The sequence below is a fragment of the Solwaraspora sp. WMMA2059 genome (assembly GCF_027497315.1).
In the GTDB taxonomy this organism is placed as follows: Bacteria; Actinomycetota; Actinomycetes; order Mycobacteriales; family Micromonosporaceae; genus Micromonospora_E.
The window spans coordinates 4,538,015-4,556,889 of the sequence record NZ_CP114908.1 but is presented as its reverse complement, the minus strand read 5'-3'; the positions used below and the strand labels follow the sequence as shown (position 1 = coordinate 4,556,889).

Below are 18,875 nucleotides of genomic sequence, written 5' to 3'. Positions count from 1 at the left end.
GGCGAGCGTCCGCGCTGGGGTGTCGTGGTGGTGACGGACACCGCTGACGGGCTGGACCGGTCTGGTTCCTCGGTGCTACGGTTCATTACACGAGTAACGAACCAGTGAACCAGAGGTGCTCCCGTGTTCGATGATCGAAGTCCGATCTATCAGCAGATAGCCGACAAGATCAAAAACGACATCCTGAGCGGGGCGCTGCAGGAGGGCGAGCAGGTCATGTCCACCAACCAGTACGCCAGCTACTACCGGATCAACCCCGCCACCGCCGCCAAGGGCTTCCACCAGCTCATCGACGAGGGCGTGCTGTTCAAGAAGCGGGGCATCGGCATGTTCGTCAGCCCCAACGCCCGCGAGACGCTGCGCGGCCAGCGCCGCGACCGGTTCTTCACCGAGGTTGTCGACCCGATGGTCACCGAGGCCCGGATCATCGGCATCCCGTTGACCGAGGTCGTCGCCCGCATTCAACACGCAGCAGGAGGGGAACACCAGTGACCGGCCTGGGCATCGAGACCCGCAATCTCACCGTCCGCTACGGCGACACCGTCGCCGTCGACTCGCTCGACCTCACTCTCGTCCCGGGCAAGATCTACGGACTGCTCGGCCGCAACGGCTCCGGCAAGACCAGCCTGCTCGCCGTACTGTCCGCCTTCCGGGCCGCCACCAGCGGCACGGCGCGCATCGGCGGCGCCGACCCGTTTGAGAACGCGGCGATCATGTCGCAGATCACGTTCGTCCGGGACCGGGTCGACGCCCAGGACACCGACCGGGTCGGCTGCATCCTGGACCTCGCCGCGACACTGCGTCCGAACTGGGACGCCGACTACGCCGCCCGCCTGGTCGAGCGGTTCGACCTGCCGATGCGCAAGCGGCTCAACGGGCTGAGCCGGGGCATGAAGTCGGCGCTCAGCGTCACCCTCGGGCTGGCCGCCCGGGCACCGCTGACCATCTTCGACGAGGCCTACCTCGGCCTCGACGCACCCAGCCGGTACGCCTTCTACGAGGAAGTGCTCAACGACTACCTCGCGCACCCGCGCACCATTGTGCTCTCCACCCACCTGATCGAGGAGGTCGGGTCGCTGTTCGAGGAGGTGGTGGTGCTGCACCGGGGTCGGCTGGTCGCCCACGAGGAGACCGAGACGCTGCGGGCCCGGGGGACGGCAGTGACCGGCCCGGCCGCCGCCGTCGACGCGTTCGTCACCGGACGCACCGTGCTCGGCAGCCAGCAGCTCGGCGGCACCCGGTCCACCACCGTCTTCGGGGCCGTCGACGACGGCGACCGGGCCGCCGCCCGCGCCGCCGGCCTGGAGCTCGGCCCGATCGGGCTGCAGGACCTGTTCGTACACCTCACGGCGGACACCACGGACAAGGAGGCCCGGCGATGAACGCCACCGCCTGGAAGGTCACCCGTACGCTGCTGCGCCGGTCGCTGCCGCTGGCCGGGTGGTACTGGACGATCATCTACCTGGTCTGGGCCGTGGTCGTCGGCCTGATCGCCCGGTTCGGCACGGTCGAAGCGAGCATGTGGCAGAACATGGGCCTGCAGGCACCGCGTTGGTTCACCTTCGTGTTCGGCATCATCGCCGTCGGCACCTACCTGCCGATGTTCGTCGCCCACGGCGTCACCCGGCGGGACGCGCTGATCGGCTCCTGGGGCTTCCTCGTGCCGTACGCCCTCGGTTTCTCCACCCTGACGACGCTCGGCTTCGGCCTCGAATACCTGACCCTCGACGTCTTCGGGCTGCTCGACGGGCTCACCGAGCCGTACCTGGTCGGTTCGGCAGGCGACGCCGCCGCGATCTGGCTGGAGTACAGCCTGGTCAACCTGGGCTACATGGCGGCCGGGGTACTGACCGCGATCGTCTACCACCTGCTCAATCCCTGGTGGGGGACGTTGCTGCTGCCAGTGGTGCTGCTGCCGGCGTTCGTCGTCGAGATCGGCTTCCGTACCGAATGGACCGGGTTCGGCCTCGCCCGGATGCTCGGCCTTGACGACGAGGCACACGCTGGCACCGGAACGGCGATCGCGCTGCTGACCCTGCTGGTCGCCGGTGCCGTCACCTGGCTGCTGGTCCGCCGGCTGCCACTGAAGAAGATCTCCGGCTGAGGAGAGCTGAGGAGCGACGCCATGTCCGTCATCGAGATCGAGCATCTGCACAAGCGGTACGGCGACCTGGTCGCGGTGGACGACGTGTCGTTCACCGTCGATGAGGGGGAGATTTTCGGGATTCTCGGCCGCAACGGTGCCGGCAAGACCACCACTGTGGAGTGCGCGCTCGGGCTGCGCCGACCGGACCGGGGCACCGTACGGGTGCTCGGCCTGGACCCGCAGCGCGACGGTGCGCGGCTGCGCCAGCGTCTCGGGGCGCAGCTGCAGGAGAGCCAGCTGCCGGAGCGGATCAAGGTGTGGGAGGCGCTGGAGCTCTACAGCTCCTTCTACCGGCAGCCGGCCGACTGGCGGGAGCTGCTCGACCTGCTCGGCCTGTCCGCTCGGCACGACGCCCGCTTCGGCCAGCTCTCCGGCGGGCAGAAGCAGCGCCTGTCCGTCGCCCTGGCCCTGGTCGGCGACCCGAAGGTGGCGTTCCTCGACGAGTTGACCACCGGGCTGGACCCGGCGGCCCGCCGGGACACCTGGGGACTTGTCGAATCGGTCCGCAACCGGGGCGTCACTTTGGTGCTGGTCACGCACCTGATGGAGGAGGCGGAGCGGCTCTGCGACCGGGTCGCGGTGATCGACGCCGGCCGGGTGGTCGCCCTCGACACCCCGGCCGGGCTGGCCGCCAGCGTCGACAGCGGGCAGCGGATCCGGTTCGTCCCGGACCGACCGCTCGACCTCGCCCTGCTGGCCGAGCTGCCGCAGGTTACCGCCGTGACCATCGAAGGTCGTGAGGTCGTTGTCGACGGCGGTGCGGAGCTGTTCCTCGCCGTCGCGGCGGCGCTGTCCCGGCACGGCGTCACGCCGCGCGAGCTGCGCCTGCAGCAGGCGACGTTGGACGACGCGTTCCTCGCCCTCACCGGAGGTGACCGGTGACCGCGCTGCGCCGGCTCACCGTGATGGAGGCCAAACTGTTCCTGCGGGACCCGGCGGCGATCGTGATGTCGCTGGCCTTCCCGATGCTGCTGGTCGTCGTGCTGGGTGGGGTGATGCCAGGTTTCCGTACCCCGGTGGCGGAGCTCGCCGGGCTGCGGCCGATCGACATCTATCTGCCGGTGGTGGTCGCGATGGCGGTCGCCACCGTCGCGATCACCACCCTGCCCACGACCGTGGCCGGGTACCGGGAACGCGGGGTGCTGCGCCGGACGGCCACCACCCCGGTACGCCCGGCGAAGCTGCTCGGTGCCCAGCTGCTGGTCTCGGTGGCCGCGACGACGCTCGCGGTCGGTCTGGCCGTCGCCGCGGCGGCGGTCACGTTCCGGGTGCCGCTGCCCGAGCATCCGGTTAGCTTCCTCGGTGTGTTCCTGCTGGGCGGGGCGGCCACCTTCACGGTCGGGTTGCTGATCGCGGCGCTGGCGTCGACCGGGCGGGCGGCGAACGCCATCGGCATGCTGGTCTACTTCCCGATGTTGTTCTTCGCCGGGGTGTGGACCCCGGGGCCGATGGTGCCCGAGACGATCCGCCGGTTGAGCGACCTCACCCCGCTCGGCGCACTGAGCCAGGCCTTGCAGGCCAGCTGGGCCGGGCAGGCGGTTCGTCCGCTGCACCTGCTGGTGATGGTCGGCTACCTGGCGGTGGTCGGTGCCCTGGCGGCCCGCTTGTTCCGCTGGCGGTGAGGCGATGCGATGCGCGGCCCGGGATGTCCGGTCAGACCCGGTATCCGGCGGCCCGGGCCGCCTGCCGATCCCGGCGGCGCTGCCGGGCCCGGCGGATCAGCAGCGGCCCGCCGATCAGCAATGCCACCAGGAAGACCAGCACCAGGACGGGCAGCAGGATCGCGACGACCGACATCACCACGCTGGTCGCGTCCTCGGCAGTGCTCGCCACCGGCGCGCCGATCCCGGCGGTGGCGGTGTTGATCACCGGTCGGGCGGTCGCCTTGAGTAGATGTATGCCGAGCGCGATCAGCACGCCGACCAGCACCGGAACCCACTGGTCCGAGGAGAAGAACCCTCCGGGGTCGCTGACCGTCACCGTCTCCGACGCCGACCCCGCTCCGAACGCCAGCCCGCCGGCGGTCGGCCGGACGACCGTCTGCACCACGTCGTTGACGTGGTCGACGACCGGCACCTTGTCGGCGACGACCTCGACAACCAGCAGGACGGCGAGGATGCCCAGCACCCATTCGTCGGACATCCACTGCCAGCCGTCCGGCAGCGTGATCAGGCTGGTGTAGCGGGCGAGCACGCCGACGGTCAGCAGCGGGATGTAGGCGTTGAGCCCCGCGGATGAGGCCAGCCCGGTCCCGGTCAGCAGTTCGAACACGTCACCAGGATCGCACCGCCGCGCCAGCCCTGCGCGGTACGAGGGCACCGCTGGCGCTACCCTCGTCGGGTGCGGCTGGTGATTGCTCGATGCTCGGTGGACTATGTCGGTCGACTCTCGGCGCATCTGCCGCCGGCCACCCGGCTGTTGATGGTCAAAGCGGACGGATCGGTCTCGATTCACGCCGACGATCGGGCGTACAAGCCGCTGAACTGGATGAGCCCGCCGTGCCGGCTGGAGGAGACGCCGGGCATGTGGCGGGTGGTCAACAAGGCCGGCGAGGAGCTGCGGATCACCCTGGAGGAGATTCTCCAGGAGATGTCGTACGACCTGGGTGTCGACCCCGGTCTGCGCAAGGACGGGGTGGAGGCGCATCTCCAGGAACTGCTCGCCGCCAACCCGACCACCTTCGGTGACGATTTCACCCTGGTGCGGCGGGAGTACATGACGGCGATCGGCCCGGTGGACCTGCTCTGTCGCGACGGCGCGGCGAGCGTCGCGGTCGAGGTGAAGCGTCGGGGCGAGATCGACGGTGTCGAGCAGCTGACCCGCTACCTCGAACTGCTCAACCGAGACCCACTGCTGGCGCCGGTGACCGGCATCTTCGCGGCACAGGAAATCAAACCGCAGGCCCGGGTGCTGGCCGAAGACCGCGGCATCCGGTGCGTGGTGGTCGACTACGACAAGTTGCGGGGCATCGAGCGGGACGAGCTCACCCTGTTCTGACCACCGTCAACTTTCGACCAGCAGCAACCTTCGGACCAGCACCGAACTTTGACCAGCTCCGACACCGAGCTTCTGGAGTTCCCCGATGGGTGTGCGCAACCAGCAACGTCGAGCCGCCAAGAAGAAAGCCAGGGAGCAGCGGCAACGCCAACGGGCGCAGGCCGCCGGCGCGGCGTACCCCGACGGGTTCGGTTTCTACCAGCCACCGACCGAGGCGCAGCGGGTCGACGAGCTGCTGCGCCGGGCGGCCCGAATGGCGACGGCCGACCGACCGGACGACCTCGACGAGTGCGTGGCCGCGCTGGTCGCAGCCGACGGCCGGCTGGTGGACCAGGCGGTAGACGAGGCGTTGCGGCAGGTGGCCGCCGGGCTGTGGGGCCACGGCTGGATGCCGGCCGACGTGCTGCGGGTGGCCGGCCGCGAGCTCGGCAAGCGGGCGGTGAGCCTGACCGCCGGGTACGTCGCGGCGCAGCTGCGCGGGTACGCGCCGGCGACGGTCGCCGACCGCTGGCACCGCCAGCTGCGTGATCTCGACCTCGACGTGTGGGGTGCTGCTCGGCCCGACCACCGGCTGACCGCCTGGGCGGCCGGAGTCAAGCTGGACCGGACCGCTGCCGTGCTGCTCGCGGTGCGAGTGGCCGGGCTGCTGATCGGCCTGCCGAGACTGGAGCTGGTGGCCCCGCTGCCCGGCACGGTCCGCCCCGGTGACGACGGGACGCAGCAGCGTCGGCGGCCGACCCCCGCCGCACCCTCCGGGGCGGCCGGGACGGACGATGTGGACGAGCGTCAGCTCGGCCGGATCCGGGCGCTGCTGGCCAAGGCCGAGTCGACCGAATTCGCGGAGGAGGCCGAAGCGCTGTCGGCCAAGGCCCAGGAGCTGATGACCCGGCACCGCATCGACCATGCGCTGCTCGTCGCGCAGCAGACCGGTGCCGGCGGGCCACAGGTCGACCCGGTGGCCGTCCGGATCGGTCTGGAAGCACCGTACGAGCAGGCCAAGGCGTTGCTGCTGCAGCAGGTCGCCGAGGCGAACGGCTGCCGGTCGGTGTGGTCCAACAATCTCGGCTTCGCCACCGTCGTCGGGTTCGCCGCCGACTGCGAGTCGGTTGAGTTGCTGCACACCTCGCTGCTGGTACAGGCCACCGCGGCGATGCTGCGCAACGGCCCGCAGCGTGGCCGGGGCGGGCAGTCGACCACCCGGTCGTTCCGCCAGTCCTTCCTGGAGGCGTACGCGGTGCGGATCGGGCAGCGGTTGCGTACCGCCGCCGACGACGTCGGTCGAGAGGCGGCCGCGCGGACCGGCACCGCGCTGGTGCCGGTGCTGGCGGCCCGCGACGAGCAGGTGGACCGGGCCACCGAGCGGCTCTTCCCGACGGTGACCAGCCGGTCGATCGCCGGTCACAACCGGGCCGGGTGGATCGCCGGCACCACCGCCGCCGACCAGGCCAGCCTCGGCGCGCACCAGCCGATCGCCGGCTGACCCGCGATCAGTCGCGGCCGTACCGCAGCTTGATCACCTTGACGATGCGGGCCACGTCGGTCGGGGTCCGCTCGAACGTCATCGTCGGCAGCAGCGACGGTGCCCTGCGGCGGGTGATCGCCTTGGACCGGGTAAACTCCCGCAGCCCGTCTTCACCGTGCACCCGGCCGAAACCCGATTCGCCGACTCCGCCGAACGGCAGCTCACTGAACCCGACGAAGGTGAGCACCGAGTTGATCGACACCATTCCACTGCGAATCCGGCGGGCGACGGCGATCCCCCGCCGCTTGCCGAAGACCGCGCCGCCCAGCCCGTAGCGGGTGTCGTTGGCCGCCGTGATCGCCTCGTCGATGGTCTCGACCCGGTGGATCGTGACGGTCGGTCCGAAGGTCTCCTCCCGGACGGCGGCGCAGTCGGGCGGCACGTCGACCAGTACGGTCGGATGCACGTACGGCGGCTGTACCGCTGCGGCACCGCCGAGCACCGCCCGCCCACCGGCGGCCAGCGAGTCCTCGATGTGCCGTCGGATGACGTCGAGCTGGCCGGGCACGGCGATCGGCCCGACCTGGTCCTTCGGCCCGCTACCGACAGTCAGCCGGCCGGCCCGGTCCACCACCGCGGTGACGAACGCGTCGTACACCGGGGCCAGCGCGTACACCCGCTCGATGCCGATACAGCTCTGCCCGGCGTTGGTCATCGCTCCCCAGACGCAGGCCTCCGCCGCCGCGTCGATGTCGGCGTCGTCGTCGACGATCATCGCGTCCTTGCCGCCGGCCTCGATCACCACCGGGGTGAGTGTCTCGGCGCAGGCCGCCATGACCAGGCGGCCGGTCCGTGGTGAGCCGGTGAACGAGAGCTTGTCCACGCCGGACCGGCACAACGCGTCGCCGACGTCGCCAAGCCCGTGTACGGCCGTCAGGACCGACTCCGCGCCGACCGCCTCGGTGAGCGTGTCGACCAGCCACTGTCCGGTCACCGGGGTGTACTCGCTGGGTTTGAAGACCACCGTGTTGCCGGCGGCCAGCGCGTACGCGATCGGGCCGATCGGAATGAGCACCGGGTAGTTCCACGCGCCGATCACCCCGATCACTCCGAGCGGTTGGTACTCCAGGTGACCGCTGAACTCGGCGGTGATCAGCCGGGTGCGGGTCCGCCGGACCCCGAGCACCCGCCTGGCGTGCTGGGCCGCCCAGTCGATGTGTTCGATCGCGGCGGCGATCTCGACGACCGCCTCGGCCACCGGTTTGCCACACTCCCGGTTGACCAGATCGGCGAGTTCGGTGATCCGGGTGGCGAGCAGCGACCGCCAGCGCAGCAGCCGGCGGCGGCGTTGCGCGTGGCCGATTCCGACCCACCAGTCGGCGGCGGTCCGGGCCGCCGCCACCGCCGCCGCGACCTGATCGCGGTCGGCGATCGGGACCCGGCCCACCTGCGCACCGGTCGCCGGGTGGCAGGAGAGAAGGTGCCCGTCGTCGACCACCGGCAGGCTTGGGTTCCGTACCACCGTCACCTTGGCCTCCTCCACCAGCTGCGGCTGCGCACCGGCCCCGGATCGCTCCGCCTGCCCGCCGCGCAGTATTGTCCGAGGTTAGCCGTAAAGGGTACTCGCGGGTAGCGAGACTTCGATTCTTGGCTATGCAATGACAGCCTCGGCCACCTGGCGTCAGGGCGGGTGTCCGGTTGTCGCGGACCACCGTCGAATCGGTGGCGCGGACCTGACCCGGCCGGCGGCCAACACCGGACAAGGGACCATGTCCCGGGTCGGCGCGAGCTGGCAGGCTGCAACGGGTGGCGCGACGTGCGTCGCTGTCGAGGGGGGAAGGCACTTCACCAGCTGATGTCCGAACACCAGTCGCTGCTACCTCTCCTTCAGGTGATAACCGGCCCGACTCCGGGGGCCAGCTACCGGCTGTCCCCCGGGGAACGGGTGATCGGTCGGGACGCCGGCCTGGACATCACCATCGACGACATCAAGGTCAGCCGGTGCCACGCGGTGCTAACCGCCGGTGGCGGCCGTACGGTGCTGACCGACCAGGAGTCGACGAACGGCACCTGGGTCAACGACCTGCGTATCCGGCAGCCGACCGAGCTGCGCGACGGGGACCGGATCCGGATCGGTGGCGTGGAACTGCGGTTCTACGACCCGGCCTCGGCGCTCACCGACCCGGTCGGCACCCGGATCCCCCGACCGGCCACGGCGGCGCTGCCCGGCGCACCGGTGCGCCCGACCACCGGGCCGGGTTCGCCGCTGCACACCGCGCTCGGCGAGCCCACCCAGCCGATGCGCCCCCGACGCCGGCCCAGCACGTTGCTGATGGCCGGGCTGGCGGGGATCTTCCTGGTCGGCTGGTTGACCTGGCTGGTCGTGGTGCTCTCCTGAGCGGCGGCGCGGCGGCTCGTGGCAGACTCGCCATGCATCGGGGCCGACGCAGGTGACGGACGGAGACCAGATGGCGCGCGAGTTCAACACCGTGGGAGTGGTGGGGCTCGGCACGATGGGTGCCGGGATTGTCGAGGTCTTCGCCCGCAACGGCGTCGACGTGGTCGCCGTCGAGGTGGACGGGGCGGCGCTGGACAAGGGCCGGGTCAACCTGACGGCGTCCACCGACCGGGCCGTCGCCCGCGGCAAACTCGATCCGGCCGACCGGGACGCACTGCACGCCCGGGTGACCTTCGCGGTCGGACTCGACGCACTCCGCGACGTCGACCTTGCCGTCGAGGCGGTCCCGGAGCGGCTCGATCTCAAGCGACGCCTGCTGGCCGAGCTCGATCGGGTGTGCCCACCGGGGGCCGTCCTGGCGACCAACACCTCGTCGTTGAGCGTCACCGAGATCGCTGTCGCCACCGAACGTCCCGGCCAGGTGATCGGGCTGCACTTCTTCAACCCGGCACCGGTGATGCGGTTGGTCGAGGTGATCAGCACCGTGGTGACCGCGCCGGAGGTGGCCCGCGACGTCCAGTCGCTCTGCGCCCGGCTCGGCAAGGTCGGGGTGAGCGTCACCGACCGCGCCGGCTTCATCGCCAACGCGCTGTTGTTCGGGTACCTCAACCAGGCGGTCGGGATGTACGAGGCCGGGTACGCCAGCCGGGAGGACATCGACGCGGCCATGCAGCAGGGCCACGGCCTGCCGATGGGCCCGTTGACGCTGCTCGACCTGATCGGCCTGGACACCGCCTACCAGGTGCTGGAGACGATGTACCAGCGTGGTGGCCACGACCGCCGGCACGCGGCCGCGCCGCTGCTGCGGCAGATGGTCACCGCCGGGCTGCTCGGCCGCAAGTCCGGCCGGGGGTTCTACACCTACCAGGCACCGGGCTCGTCGCGGCTCGCCCCGGACGACCTCAGCCCGGTGGCCGGCGCTGAGGCCGCTGAGCCGGCACCCCGTACGGTCGGGGTGGTCGGGTCGGGCAGCGCCGCGACCGACGTCGCGGACGTCCTCACCGCCGCCGGAGTCGACGTCGTCGCGGTGGCCGACCCCGGTGGCGTCCCGGCGGCCGACCACCACCACCAGGCCGTGCGTGACCTGGCCGCCGTCGACCTGGTGGTGGTGGTCGGCCCGTCGACGGCACCGGTGATCGACGTGGCGATGGCCACCGGCCGGCCGGCCGACGTGGTCGGACTGCACTTCGTTGGCGGTACGGCGGCGCGGGCCCGCCTGGTCGAGGTGGTGCGTACCGTCCGGACCTCGCCGAGCGCGGTGCGGGCCGCGCACCAACTCTGCGCGGCACTCGGTAGGACCGCGGTGACCTGCGGCGACCGCGCCGGCTTCATCGCCGACGCGTTGCTGGTGCCGTACCTCAACGACGCGGTCCGGATGCTGGAGAGCAACTATTCGACGGCGGACGACATCGACGCGGCGATGAAACTCGGCTGTGGCTATCCCGCCGGGCCGTTCGAGCTGCTCGACACCGTCGGCCTGGACGTGGCGCTGGCCGTCCAGACCGCCATCCACCGGGAGCTGCCCGAGCCCGGGCTGGCACCCGCCCCGCTGCTGCGCAACCTGGTGACCGCCGGTCGGCTCGGCCGGCGCACCGGGGGCGGTTTCCGCGACCACGCCGGCTGAGCAGGGCGCCACAGCGGCGACGTACCCTTGCGATCATGAGTCCGCGCCGCAACCGTCCGACCCGCCGGTCCGCCGGTCGCGCCGGCCACGGCGATTCCGGCCAGCCCGAGCCGGTCGACCCGGAGCGGGTGCGCCGGGGCGTCGCCGCCGTGCAGTCGTTCAGCGACGGCGACTGGATGGTGCGGTCGGTGCCCGGTCCGGCGGCGACCAAGACGTACCGTTGCCCGGGGTGTCTGCAGGAGATCCGGCCGGGTGTGCCGCACGTGGTCGCCTGGCCGGCGGACGGCCGGGGCGACCTGACCGACCGGCGGCACTGGCACTCCGGCTGCTGGCGGGCCCGCGAGCAGCGGCGGCCGGCGGTCGAGCGATCCCGCTCCGCGCCCCGCTACGGCTGATCCCCGACGGTCCGGCGGGTCAGGGCAGTGCGAGACTGGCCGGGTGAGCGAGCCGATCCGGTCCATGTCGATCCTGCCCGCCGAGCGCCGCGACATCGAGCTGCACACCGCCGACGGGCTTACCCTCGTCGGTGAGTTGGCGTTACCAGCCGATCGTCCGCCGGTCGCCACGCTGGTCTGCCTGCATCCGCTGCCCACCCACGGCGGAATGATGGACAGCCACGTGTTCCGCAAGGCCGCCTGGCGGCTGCCGGCGCTGGCCGACGTGGCCGTGCTCCGGTTCAACACCCGGGGCACCAGCAGCGAGCGCGGCACCAGCGGCGGCAGCTTCGACTCGGCCGAGGGGGAGCGGTTTGACGTCGCGGCGGCGATCGAGTACGCAGAGTTCGCCGAGCTACCCAGGATCTGGCTGCTCGGCTGGTCGTTCGGCACCGACCTGGCCCTGCGCTACGGCTGCGACCCGGCGGTCGAGGGCGCGATCCTGTTGTCGCCGCCGCTGCGCTTCGCCACCGACGCCGACCTGGCCACCTGGTCGGCGTCCGGCAAGCCACTCACCGCGCTGGTTCCGGAGCTGGACGACTACCTGCGGCCGGACGAGGCGACCCGGCGGTTCGCTGTGGTCGGACAGGCGGAGGTGGTCGGGGTCGCAGGTGCCCGCCATCTCTGGGTCGGCCAGGTGGAGCGGGTGCTCGACGAGGTGGTCCGTCGGGTCGCGCCGCAGGTCACGGTGCCGCTGCCGACCAGCTGGGACGGTCCGATGGAGTACGGCGACGCCAACGCGTACGCCGACCGGACGGTAGCGGCGTTCGCCGACGTCCCGGTCGCCGGGCCGCCGCAACGGCAGGCCGACGGCGGGTGACCGCACGGGTGCGGCCCACGCACGACGTGCCCGCAGGGTAGGTCATCCGGGGCGGTCAGCCGGCCGGTTCGAGCCGTTCGGTGGTCGGCCGATCCTCCTCGACCGGCGGGTAGCCGGCGGCCCAGTCGCGGCGGGAACGCCAGACTTCGATCCAGTCGACGCCCCGGGACCGGTCCCGGCCGAGCAGCGTCTTGCCCACCGCCCGTAGACCGACCCCGGCGACCAGCAGCCGGACGGCGGTCCAGGCCCGCAGCGGCGACCAGTGCCGCCGGACGTAGGTGGCCTTGCCGCGCAGAATCCGGATCCGTTGCCCCTCGGAGCTGGACGAGGCGCCGACCAGGTGCACCACCTGAGCGGTCGGGGTCAGCACCGGTCGGGCGCCCAGCGCCCTGGCCCGGGTGCTGAGGTCGATGTCCTCGCTGTAGAGGAAGTACTGCGGGTCGAAGCCGCCGAGTCGGCCGAACAGCTCGCGCTCGATCAGCAGCATGCAGCCGGACAGCGCCGGCACCTCGCGTACCGACCTGCGGTCGTAGCCGGGCAGCGCTTCCGGATCCGCCCAGGCCCGGCCGCGGAACGCGGTCGACAGCCCGCTGGCGAAGCCGAAGATGCTCCACACCGTGGGCATGCCCCAGCAGGAGTAGTTGTCGTCGGTGCCGTCGGGGTGCAGGGTGCGTCCGGTGTACAGGCCGTGCCCGGGGTGCCGGTCGGCGAAGGTGACCAGTTCGTTGACCGGATGGCCGACCGGAACCGTGTCCGGATTCAGGCAGAGCAGGTAGCGCCCGGTGCTGACCGCCGCCCCACGGTTGATGCCTCGGCCGAACCCGACGTTCTCCGTCAGCCGTACCAGGCGGACCTGCGGGAACCGCTCGGCGATGGTGTCGGCGGAGCTGTCGGTGGAGGCGTTGTCGACCACCACCACCTCGGCTGTGACGTCCGGCGTCAGGCTCGCGTACAGCTCGGTCAGGCAGCGCACGATCAGTTGGCTCGTGTTGTACGAGACGATGACGACCGAGACGTCGGGGCGGCTCACGGGTGGTTCCCGGAGCCGACCGGGTCGGGACGGTTGGCGCCCCGGCTGTCCTGGCTGCTCTGGCCGCCCTGGCTGCCCTGGCTGCTCTGGCCGTCCCGGGGGGCCGGGATGTGCCGGGTCGGCGGGAGCGCAGATCCGCTGCCGGTGTTCGTGGCCTGGTCGCCGCGCCGCAACCGGGTTCGGACGCTGCCGCCGAGCAGCTGCAGCGCGAACGGTACGTCGTGCAGCAGGTAGCGGCGGGTGAGCCGGTGTGGCTCGCGGAGCAGCCGGTGCATCCACTCCAACCCAATGCGTTGCATCCAGCGGGGGGCCCGACGGTGTACCCCGGCGACGAAGCCGATCGCCGCTCCGCAACCCATGAACCAGGTGTTCGGCAGCATCGGCCGGAGCCGGGCGATGAGCCGTTCCTGTTTGGGGAAGCCGAGCCCGACGAAGATCAGGTCCGGTCGGGCGGCGGCCACCTCGGTGCAGATCTGGCTGAGCTGTTCCTCGGACCGGTCGAACCCGAACGGCGGGCTGAGCTGGCCGGCGATGGTGAGCTGGGGGAACTCGCGACGGAGTACGGCGGCGGCCTGCACCGCCGTGCCCGGCTCACCACCGAGCAGGTAGACCGACCGGCCCTGTTCGCCGAGCGCCCGGGACAGGCTCCAGATCAGGTCGGATCCGGGGACCCGGGCCGGCAGCGGGTCACCGCCGATCCGGCTGGCCCAGATCAGTGGCGCACCGTCCGCTACCACCAGAGTTGATGACTCTATGTGCCCGTGGCACTCCTCTTCGCGGTTGGCGCGGCGCAGAATGTCCACGTTCGGGGTAATGATCTGGCCGCCGGAGCCTGCGTCTAGTGCGGCGATGACATGGCGAATGACGTCTTCTTCTCGAACAGGATCAAAGGCGACATTGCTTAGAGTGATCCGATGCCTATTTACGGTAACGGGGTACTGGTCACGAGGCACAAGCTGCACCGTACTCGGCGTGGTGGTCCACCGGATGGTCCAATCGGTGTCAGCTAGGCGATAGTGAGGTTGCCCATTCGACTGGTTGTCGCATCGTCCGTGAATGGAAGCATCGTGGTTGTGCAGATTACCGTCATCATGCCGGCCTTCAACGAGGAAGAAGGGATTGGCCCGGTCTTGCGTGCAATGACCGAATCGCCATCCTTCGGGCCGGACGTCGAGATCATCGTGGCCGCCAACGGCTGCACCGACCGGACGGCGGCGGTCGCCCGGTCGTGCGGTGCCCGGGTGCTGGAGATCGCCACGCCGTCGAAAATTGCCGCGCTCAACGCCGCCGACGAGATCGCCGGGGGGGACGTCCGGATCTATCTGGACGCGGACATCGCGGTACCGGTGGAACTTCTACGCGCGCTGGCCGCCGCGATCGCCGAACCCGGGGTGGAGGCGGCGGCGCCACGACCCGTGATCGACACCTCCGCGAGTACCTGGCCGGTGCGTGGCTACTACGCGATCAATGCGCGGTTGCCGATATTCAGTGGCCGCCTCTTCGGCCGTGGGTTGATCGCGATCTCCGCCGCCGCACGGGAGCGATTCACCAATTTTCCGGACATTATTGCCGACGACATGTTTCTCGACGCAGTGGTCAGCGCCGACGAGAAGCGGGACGTTGACCTGCCCGTACGGGTGGTGGCACCGCGGCGCACGGGTGAGCTGGTCCGGCGAGTGGCCAGATCTCGTGCCGGTAACGCCGAGTTCTGGGAGTTCGTCCGAACGGATCCGCGAGGCGCTGAGTTGGCACTCGATCCGGTGCCCGGTTCCCGCCCGTGGTCCTGGTTGCGGCGGGTTGTTCTCACCGCGCCGCATCTTGTTCCGGCAGCGTTCTGTTATGTGGCGATTACTGTTGCCGCAGAGTTGAGGCGGCGTTCTCCTGGATGGAGCGTGCGTTCCGGTTGGGGGCGGCCCACCGGTGGGGTGCCGAGCGGTGGTACCGCTGATCCACAATCGGCGGTCGACGCCTTCGGATCCGGTCCGAGAGCCCGGTAAACGATCTCGATCTGTCGATGTGTGAGGTGAGTGAACTTCGCCATTCACCTCGGCGGCGAGTGGGCTCAGGGTCGTGCCGGTTTGCCATAAGAGAGCATTAAGTTCCTTGGGCGGGTCCGTGGCCTGGGTTAACGTCAGCCTTGGCCCCGATCGGGCGGCGTAGTTCGCTGCGTACCGTCGGGACGGGGATGCCTGGGGGAGATCCGCCGAACGCAATACCGACAACGGACCATGTCCCGAGAGGTGTACATCTCGTGGTAAGCAAGGATTCTTTCGAGCCGGACGGGGGGCGGGACGAGCCGTTCCCGGGGTCGTCCACGGGTAGTTCGTCCGGTTTACCCGGGTCACCGCGCGCCCGGCGGCCCGGTCGTCCGTCGCCGCGCCCCACCGCGGAGAGCGGGCCGGTCGCGACCGGCCGGCACGCGAGCGTGGCCGGGTCTGGTCGTGGCCGGCGGCGGATGCTGCGTCGCCCCACCGGCCGTCGCGGTCGGCTGGTGATGATCGGCGCGGTGGTGGCCAGTTTCCTCGCCACCGCGACGGTGGTCACCGCGTCGGTCGCCGGGGAGCAGGTCGACGGCTTCACCCTGTTCGCCGAGACGGACGTGTCCCGGGTGCCGGTCGACCCGGACACCCGGCCGGTGGAGCTCGGCGTACGCTTCACCGCCGACCGCGACGGGGTGGTCACCGCGGTGCGTTTCCTCAAGGCCAAGGGGGACCGCGGTCGACACCGGGTCAACCTGTGGACCGCGGACGGCGAGCGACTGGCGACCGCCGTACCGAAGCGGGAGTCCCGTTCCGGGTGGCAGCACGTCGCGTTGCCCGAGCCGGTTGAGGTCGAGGCGGGCGAGGTGTACGTCGCCTCCTACCACACCAGCCGGTACCGGGCCACCCAGCGCTACTTCGAGCGGCCGGTGTCCGCCGGGCCGCTGCGGGCCGACGGCACCGCCGGCGTCTACGCGTACGGATCGGGTGGTTTCCCCCGCCAGACCTGGAAGGCCAGCAACTACTGGGTCGACCTCGCCTTCGAGCCGACCGGGTCGCAACAGCCGGAACCGACGCCGTCCCCGACGGCCTCCGCCGAGCCGTCGCCGACACCGTCGCCGTCGGCCAGCCCGACCGCTACGCCGTCGGCCAGCCCGTCGGCCTCGCCGACCAGCGGTACGCCGGCCGTACTCGACCTGCCCCGGGTGCCCTGGGAGGGCGGCCCGGCCTTCTACGCGAACTTCCCGCAGGCGCGGGCGTCCGGCTGGACCGACCCGTCCTTCTTCCCGATCGGCGTCTGGTACGAGGGTGTGTACACCCAGCAGGACATCGACCGGGACAAGGCGGCCGGTCTGAACACCTACGTCATGTTGACCGACCAGTCGGATGTCTCGCTGATCAGGCGCAACGACATGTACGCCTTCATCCCGCAGCCGTTCAGCGACCGCGGCAACGAGAGCGTCGGCTGGGTGATCGGTGATGAAGCGGACATGTGGGGCGGGCCGGGCAACGGTACCTGGACCGGCAACTACCCCGGCCAAGGCCCGATCTGCACCTCCAGCCGGGACGGCTGCGGACTGGACGTGATGAAGAAGGAGTCGGCCACCGTCCCGTCCGGTGACCGCGGGCTGCGCTACGCCAACTACGGCAAGGGCGTGATGTTCTGGCAGTCCGACTCCGACGCCAGCAAGTTCGTCAACGGCTTCAGCTCGGTGGTCTCCAACGACATCTACTGGTACACCGACCCGCATGTCTGCACCGCTCCGGCGGAAGGCCCGACGTACGGCGTGAACAAGGACAACTGCCGGCGGGCGGCCAACTACGGGCTCACCATGCAGCGGATGCGTGAACTCGACGCGATGGACGGCAAGCGACAGCCGGTCTGGGCCTTCGTCGAGGTGGGGCACCCGTTCACCGAGGACTGGGCGCCGACCATCACCGGTGAGCAGGTCACCGGTGCGGTGATGAACTCGGTGATCAACGAGGCTCGTGGGATCCAGTACTTCAACCACAACTTCGGCGGGCCGTGCCTCTCGCAACACGTGCTGCGGGAGCGGTGTGGCGACGCGGTCCGTCCGGCCGTCGCCGAGGTGAACAAGCGCATCACCAGCCTGGCGCCGGTGCTGAACACCCAGTCCTACGAGTGGGAGTTCAACAACGGACTGGACACGATGCTCAAGGCCCACGACGGCTCGTTCTACGTCTTCGCCATGGTCGGCAAGGACACCCCGACTGGTGACCACTCGCTGGCCCTGCCGCCCGGCGTGACCGGTGACACCGCCGAGGTGCTGTTCGAGAACCGCTCGTTGCCGATCAGCGGTGGTGCGATCCGGGACACCTTCGCTGCGGAGCACACCTACCACATCTACAAGATCACGCCGTAAGGTTCGATCCGACGGGCCGGGTGGACGCCCTGGGCATCCACCCGGCCCACTGGTATGTCCCCCTGACGGTGGGGGCCGGAGGTGTCGCGTTGGTGACTCTCGGTACTGCTCGGTCGTTCGGTGTGGCGTAACGGGACATATGTCCGGGATGGGGCGGCGACCGGAGGCTTGCGGAGGTGCCCGCACGGCCCGGACACTGAACCCCGGCGCGGGCCTCCACGTCCCACGCCGTACCTTCATGCTTCTCGGCTGGCCATACGATGGAAGACGAGCGCCCCGACCTCGCCACCCAATGGAAGGACAGCAGTGGACTTTTGGGATCTCACCAAACTGCTGTTCCGGCGGTGGTACATCGCGGCACCGCTGCTGCTCATCTCGGTCGCGGCTGCCGGATGGACCCGAATGAGCGTCGAACCGGACTATATCGCGACATCATACGTTCAGCTGATCCCGCCCACCGCAGCCAACACCGCCCCGGACGAGGATGCCCCTACTACTCCCCGTAACCCCTGGCTGGAGCTGGGGCTGGGGTCGCTGAGCCGGGCCGCCGCCCTTACGGTGCAGGACCAGGCCGTGCTCAAGCAGTTGGACGCCGCCGGTCTCAGCGAGAGCGTCGCGATCACCCTCGACAACCAGCAGCCGATCATGACCATCGAGGTGGTCGGCGAGTCCGAGGAGCAGGCCACCGAGACGACCGAGGAGGTCGTGCGCCGGTTGGAGGCGAGCGTGGTCGGGCTGCAGGCCGACTACGGCGCGAACGAGGAGAGCTTCATCACCGCACGTCGTCTCGACCGGGGTGACAACATCCAGGAGGCCAATTCCAAGGTCAACCGGGCGATGATCGCGGTCGCCGGGGTCGGCGTCCTGCTCAGCGCGGCGCTCACCATCGGGATCGACGGACTGCTACGGCGGCGCCGGCCCCGTCCAGTGGCTGCTGCGCCGGTCACCACCGGCACCGACGAGACGATCACCATTCCACCGATGTCCGGGCGGACCGATCAGACGCGGTCGGTGTCGCGCCCACAGCCGGTCCCGAGCCCGCGGGCGAGTGACCGCGACGGCGTGGCGGCGAGCAAGTCCGGCGGTGTCTACAGCTCCGGCAACGCCTCGCAGGGTCGCCAGGAGAGCCGTTCAACGAGCCGTCCGGATGAGCATCGAGGCGCCGAGCCGTCGCCGGGTGAGGCACCGGTGGCCGGTAGCGGGCTGGTCGGCGGTCCGGTGCAGATCGGCGGGCCCGCTGGTAGCGGCTCGCTGACCTTCCGGGCGGTCGACGACCGGGCCGACAATGCTGACGGGGAGGCCTCCGGCTCGCAGCTGCCCACGCAGCAACGGTCAGCTGGCCCGCAACAGCCGCCCCAGCCGCAGCCAGCCACCCAGCAGCCGGTCACGCCGTCGGCCAACGACGAGACCGCAGTGATTCGCGCGGTCCGTGACGACGCGACGATAATCCTGCCCAAGGCCGGTGCTGGCCGTGAGCAGTGGACGCCGTCGGAGACGTCCAAGAACGGCAGCCAGGCACGATGACCGAGGGCAGGACCCGG

General features: G+C 70.6%; 18 protein-coding genes. 14 read left to right on the top strand and 4 right to left on the bottom strand.

What is annotated here, in order from left to right:
- Positions 1 to 123 precede the first annotated feature (123 nt).
- The 5 genes from O7553_RS20735 to O7553_RS20715 are packed head-to-tail and all read left to right on the top strand — an operon-like array spanning position 124 to position 3,768.
- Positions 124 to 492 carry a GntR family transcriptional regulator gene (locus O7553_RS20735; RefSeq protein ID WP_281551353.1) on the top strand — a complete coding sequence of 123 codons (369 nt, stop codon included), beginning with the start codon at positions 124 to 126 and terminating at the stop codon, positions 490 to 492.
- Positions 489 to 1,382 carry an ABC transporter ATP-binding protein gene (locus O7553_RS20730; protein ID WP_281551352.1) on the top strand — a complete coding sequence of 298 codons (894 nt, stop codon included), beginning with the start codon at positions 489 to 491 and terminating at the stop codon, positions 1,380 to 1,382. The genes O7553_RS20735 and O7553_RS20730 overlap by 4 nt, the downstream gene beginning before the upstream one ends.
- Complete coding sequence (locus O7553_RS20725; RefSeq protein WP_281551351.1) at positions 1,379 to 2,104, top strand: hypothetical protein; 726 nt, start codon at positions 1,379 to 1,381, stop codon at positions 2,102 to 2,104. Before O7553_RS20730 ends, O7553_RS20725 begins: the two co-directional genes overlap by 4 nt.
- 21 nt (positions 2,105 to 2,125) lie before the next feature.
- Positions 2,126 to 3,028 (top strand): ABC transporter ATP-binding protein, encoded by a 903-nt coding sequence (locus tag O7553_RS20720; protein WP_281551350.1) that lies wholly within the window; start codon positions 2,126 to 2,128, stop codon positions 3,026 to 3,028.
- Entirely contained in the window at positions 3,025 to 3,768 is a 744-nt protein-coding gene (locus O7553_RS20715) for an ABC transporter permease (RefSeq protein ID WP_281551349.1), read from the top strand. The genes O7553_RS20720 and O7553_RS20715 overlap by 4 nt, the downstream gene beginning before the upstream one ends.
- Positions 3,769 to 3,799: 31 nt before the next feature.
- On the opposite strand, the gene O7553_RS20710 is transcribed toward O7553_RS20715, so the two are convergent.
- Entirely contained in the window at positions 3,800 to 4,417 is a 618-nt protein-coding gene (locus tag O7553_RS20710; protein WP_281551348.1) for a DUF4126 domain-containing protein, read from the bottom strand.
- Positions 4,418 to 4,486: 69 nt separating this feature from the next.
- Between O7553_RS20710 and nucS the strand changes: the two genes are divergently transcribed.
- Both nucS and O7553_RS20700 read left to right on the top strand, forming a co-directional pair.
- Entirely contained in the window at positions 4,487 to 5,143 is a 657-nt protein-coding gene (gene nucS, locus O7553_RS20705; protein ID WP_278171154.1) for an endonuclease NucS, read from the top strand.
- An 85-nt stretch (positions 5,144 to 5,228) separates the two neighbouring features.
- Positions 5,229 to 6,623, top strand: a complete 1,395-nt coding sequence (locus tag O7553_RS20700; RefSeq protein WP_281551347.1) for a DUF2786 domain-containing protein — start codon at positions 5,229 to 5,231, stop codon at positions 6,621 to 6,623.
- 7 nt (positions 6,624 to 6,630) lie between these two features.
- Here O7553_RS20700 and O7553_RS20695 read toward each other — a convergent pair whose 3' ends face one another.
- A complete protein-coding gene (locus tag O7553_RS20695; protein ID WP_281551346.1) occupies positions 6,631 to 8,133 on the bottom strand; it encodes an aldehyde dehydrogenase family protein in 1,503 nt (500 codons plus the stop codon).
- A gap of 327 nt (positions 8,134 to 8,460) precedes the next feature.
- On the opposite strand from O7553_RS20695, the gene O7553_RS20690 reads away from it, so the two are divergent.
- The 4 genes from O7553_RS20690 to O7553_RS20675 all read left to right on the top strand — a co-directional run bounded on the left by O7553_RS20690 (position 8,461) and on the right by O7553_RS20675 (position 11,941).
- Positions 8,461 to 9,003 carry an FHA domain-containing protein gene (locus tag O7553_RS20690; RefSeq protein WP_281551345.1) on the top strand — a complete coding sequence of 181 codons (543 nt, stop codon included), beginning with the start codon at positions 8,461 to 8,463 and terminating at the stop codon, positions 9,001 to 9,003.
- A 70-nt stretch (positions 9,004 to 9,073) separates the two neighbouring features.
- The gene (locus O7553_RS20685) at positions 9,074 to 10,687 is read left to right on the top strand and encodes a 3-hydroxyacyl-CoA dehydrogenase (protein WP_281551344.1); all 1,614 of its coding nucleotides are present in this window, start codon (positions 9,074 to 9,076) and stop codon (positions 10,685 to 10,687) included.
- Positions 10,688 to 10,722: 35 nt separating this feature from the next.
- Complete coding sequence (locus O7553_RS20680) at positions 10,723 to 11,082, top strand: hypothetical protein (protein ID WP_281551343.1); 360 nt, start codon at positions 10,723 to 10,725, stop codon at positions 11,080 to 11,082.
- A 43-nt stretch (positions 11,083 to 11,125) separates the two neighbouring features.
- Positions 11,126 to 11,941, top strand: a complete 816-nt coding sequence (locus O7553_RS20675; RefSeq protein WP_281551342.1) for an alpha/beta hydrolase — start codon at positions 11,126 to 11,128, stop codon at positions 11,939 to 11,941.
- A 55-nt stretch (positions 11,942 to 11,996) separates the two neighbouring features.
- Here the strand turns inward: O7553_RS20675 and O7553_RS20670 are convergent, their stop codons facing one another.
- Together O7553_RS20670 and O7553_RS20665 are read right to left on the bottom strand one after the other, a co-directional pair.
- Complete coding sequence (locus O7553_RS20670) at positions 11,997 to 12,971, bottom strand: glycosyltransferase family 2 protein (protein WP_281551341.1); 975 nt, start codon at positions 12,969 to 12,971, stop codon at positions 11,997 to 11,999.
- Entirely contained in the window at positions 12,968 to 13,774 is an 807-nt protein-coding gene (locus O7553_RS20665) for a WecB/TagA/CpsF family glycosyltransferase (RefSeq protein WP_281551340.1), read from the bottom strand. Before O7553_RS20665 ends, O7553_RS20670 begins: the two co-directional genes overlap by 4 nt.
- Positions 13,775 to 13,993: 219 nt before the next feature.
- Between O7553_RS20665 and O7553_RS20660 the strand changes: the two genes are divergently transcribed.
- From O7553_RS20660 to O7553_RS20650, 3 genes are all read left to right on the top strand, one after another.
- Entirely contained in the window at positions 13,994 to 14,968 is a 975-nt protein-coding gene (locus O7553_RS20660) for a glycosyltransferase (RefSeq protein ID WP_281551339.1), read from the top strand.
- A 428-nt stretch (positions 14,969 to 15,396) separates the two neighbouring features.
- Positions 15,397 to 17,334: a DUF4082 domain-containing protein gene (locus tag O7553_RS20655; RefSeq protein WP_281551338.1), complete on the top strand. Its 1,938-nt coding sequence runs from the start codon at positions 15,397 to 15,399 to the stop codon at positions 17,332 to 17,334.
- Between the two features lie 306 nt (positions 17,335 to 17,640).
- A complete protein-coding gene (locus O7553_RS20650; RefSeq protein WP_281551337.1) occupies positions 17,641 to 18,858 on the top strand; it encodes a hypothetical protein in 1,218 nt (405 codons plus the stop codon).
- The last annotated feature ends 17 nt before the right edge of the window (positions 18,859 to 18,875 follow it).

Bases quoted from the DNA above. Each gene is read 5' to 3' on its own strand.
- O7553_RS20725 (WP_281551351.1), top strand. From the start codon at position 1,379: ATGAACGCCACCGCCTGGAAGGTCACCCGTACGCTGCTGCGCCGGTCG.
- O7553_RS20720 (WP_281551350.1), top strand. From the start codon at position 2,126: ATGTCCGTCATCGAGATCGAGCATCTGCACAAGCGGTACGGCGACCTG.
- O7553_RS20700 (WP_281551347.1), top strand. From the start codon at position 5,229: ATGGGTGTGCGCAACCAGCAACGTCGAGCCGCCAAGAAGAAAGCCAGG.
- O7553_RS20690 (WP_281551345.1), top strand. From the start codon at position 8,461: ATGTCCGAACACCAGTCGCTGCTACCTCTCCTTCAGGTGATAACCGGC.
- O7553_RS20685 (WP_281551344.1), top strand. From the start codon at position 9,074: ATGGCGCGCGAGTTCAACACCGTGGGAGTGGTGGGGCTCGGCACGATG.
- O7553_RS20680 (WP_281551343.1), top strand. From the start codon at position 10,723: ATGAGTCCGCGCCGCAACCGTCCGACCCGCCGGTCCGCCGGTCGCGCC.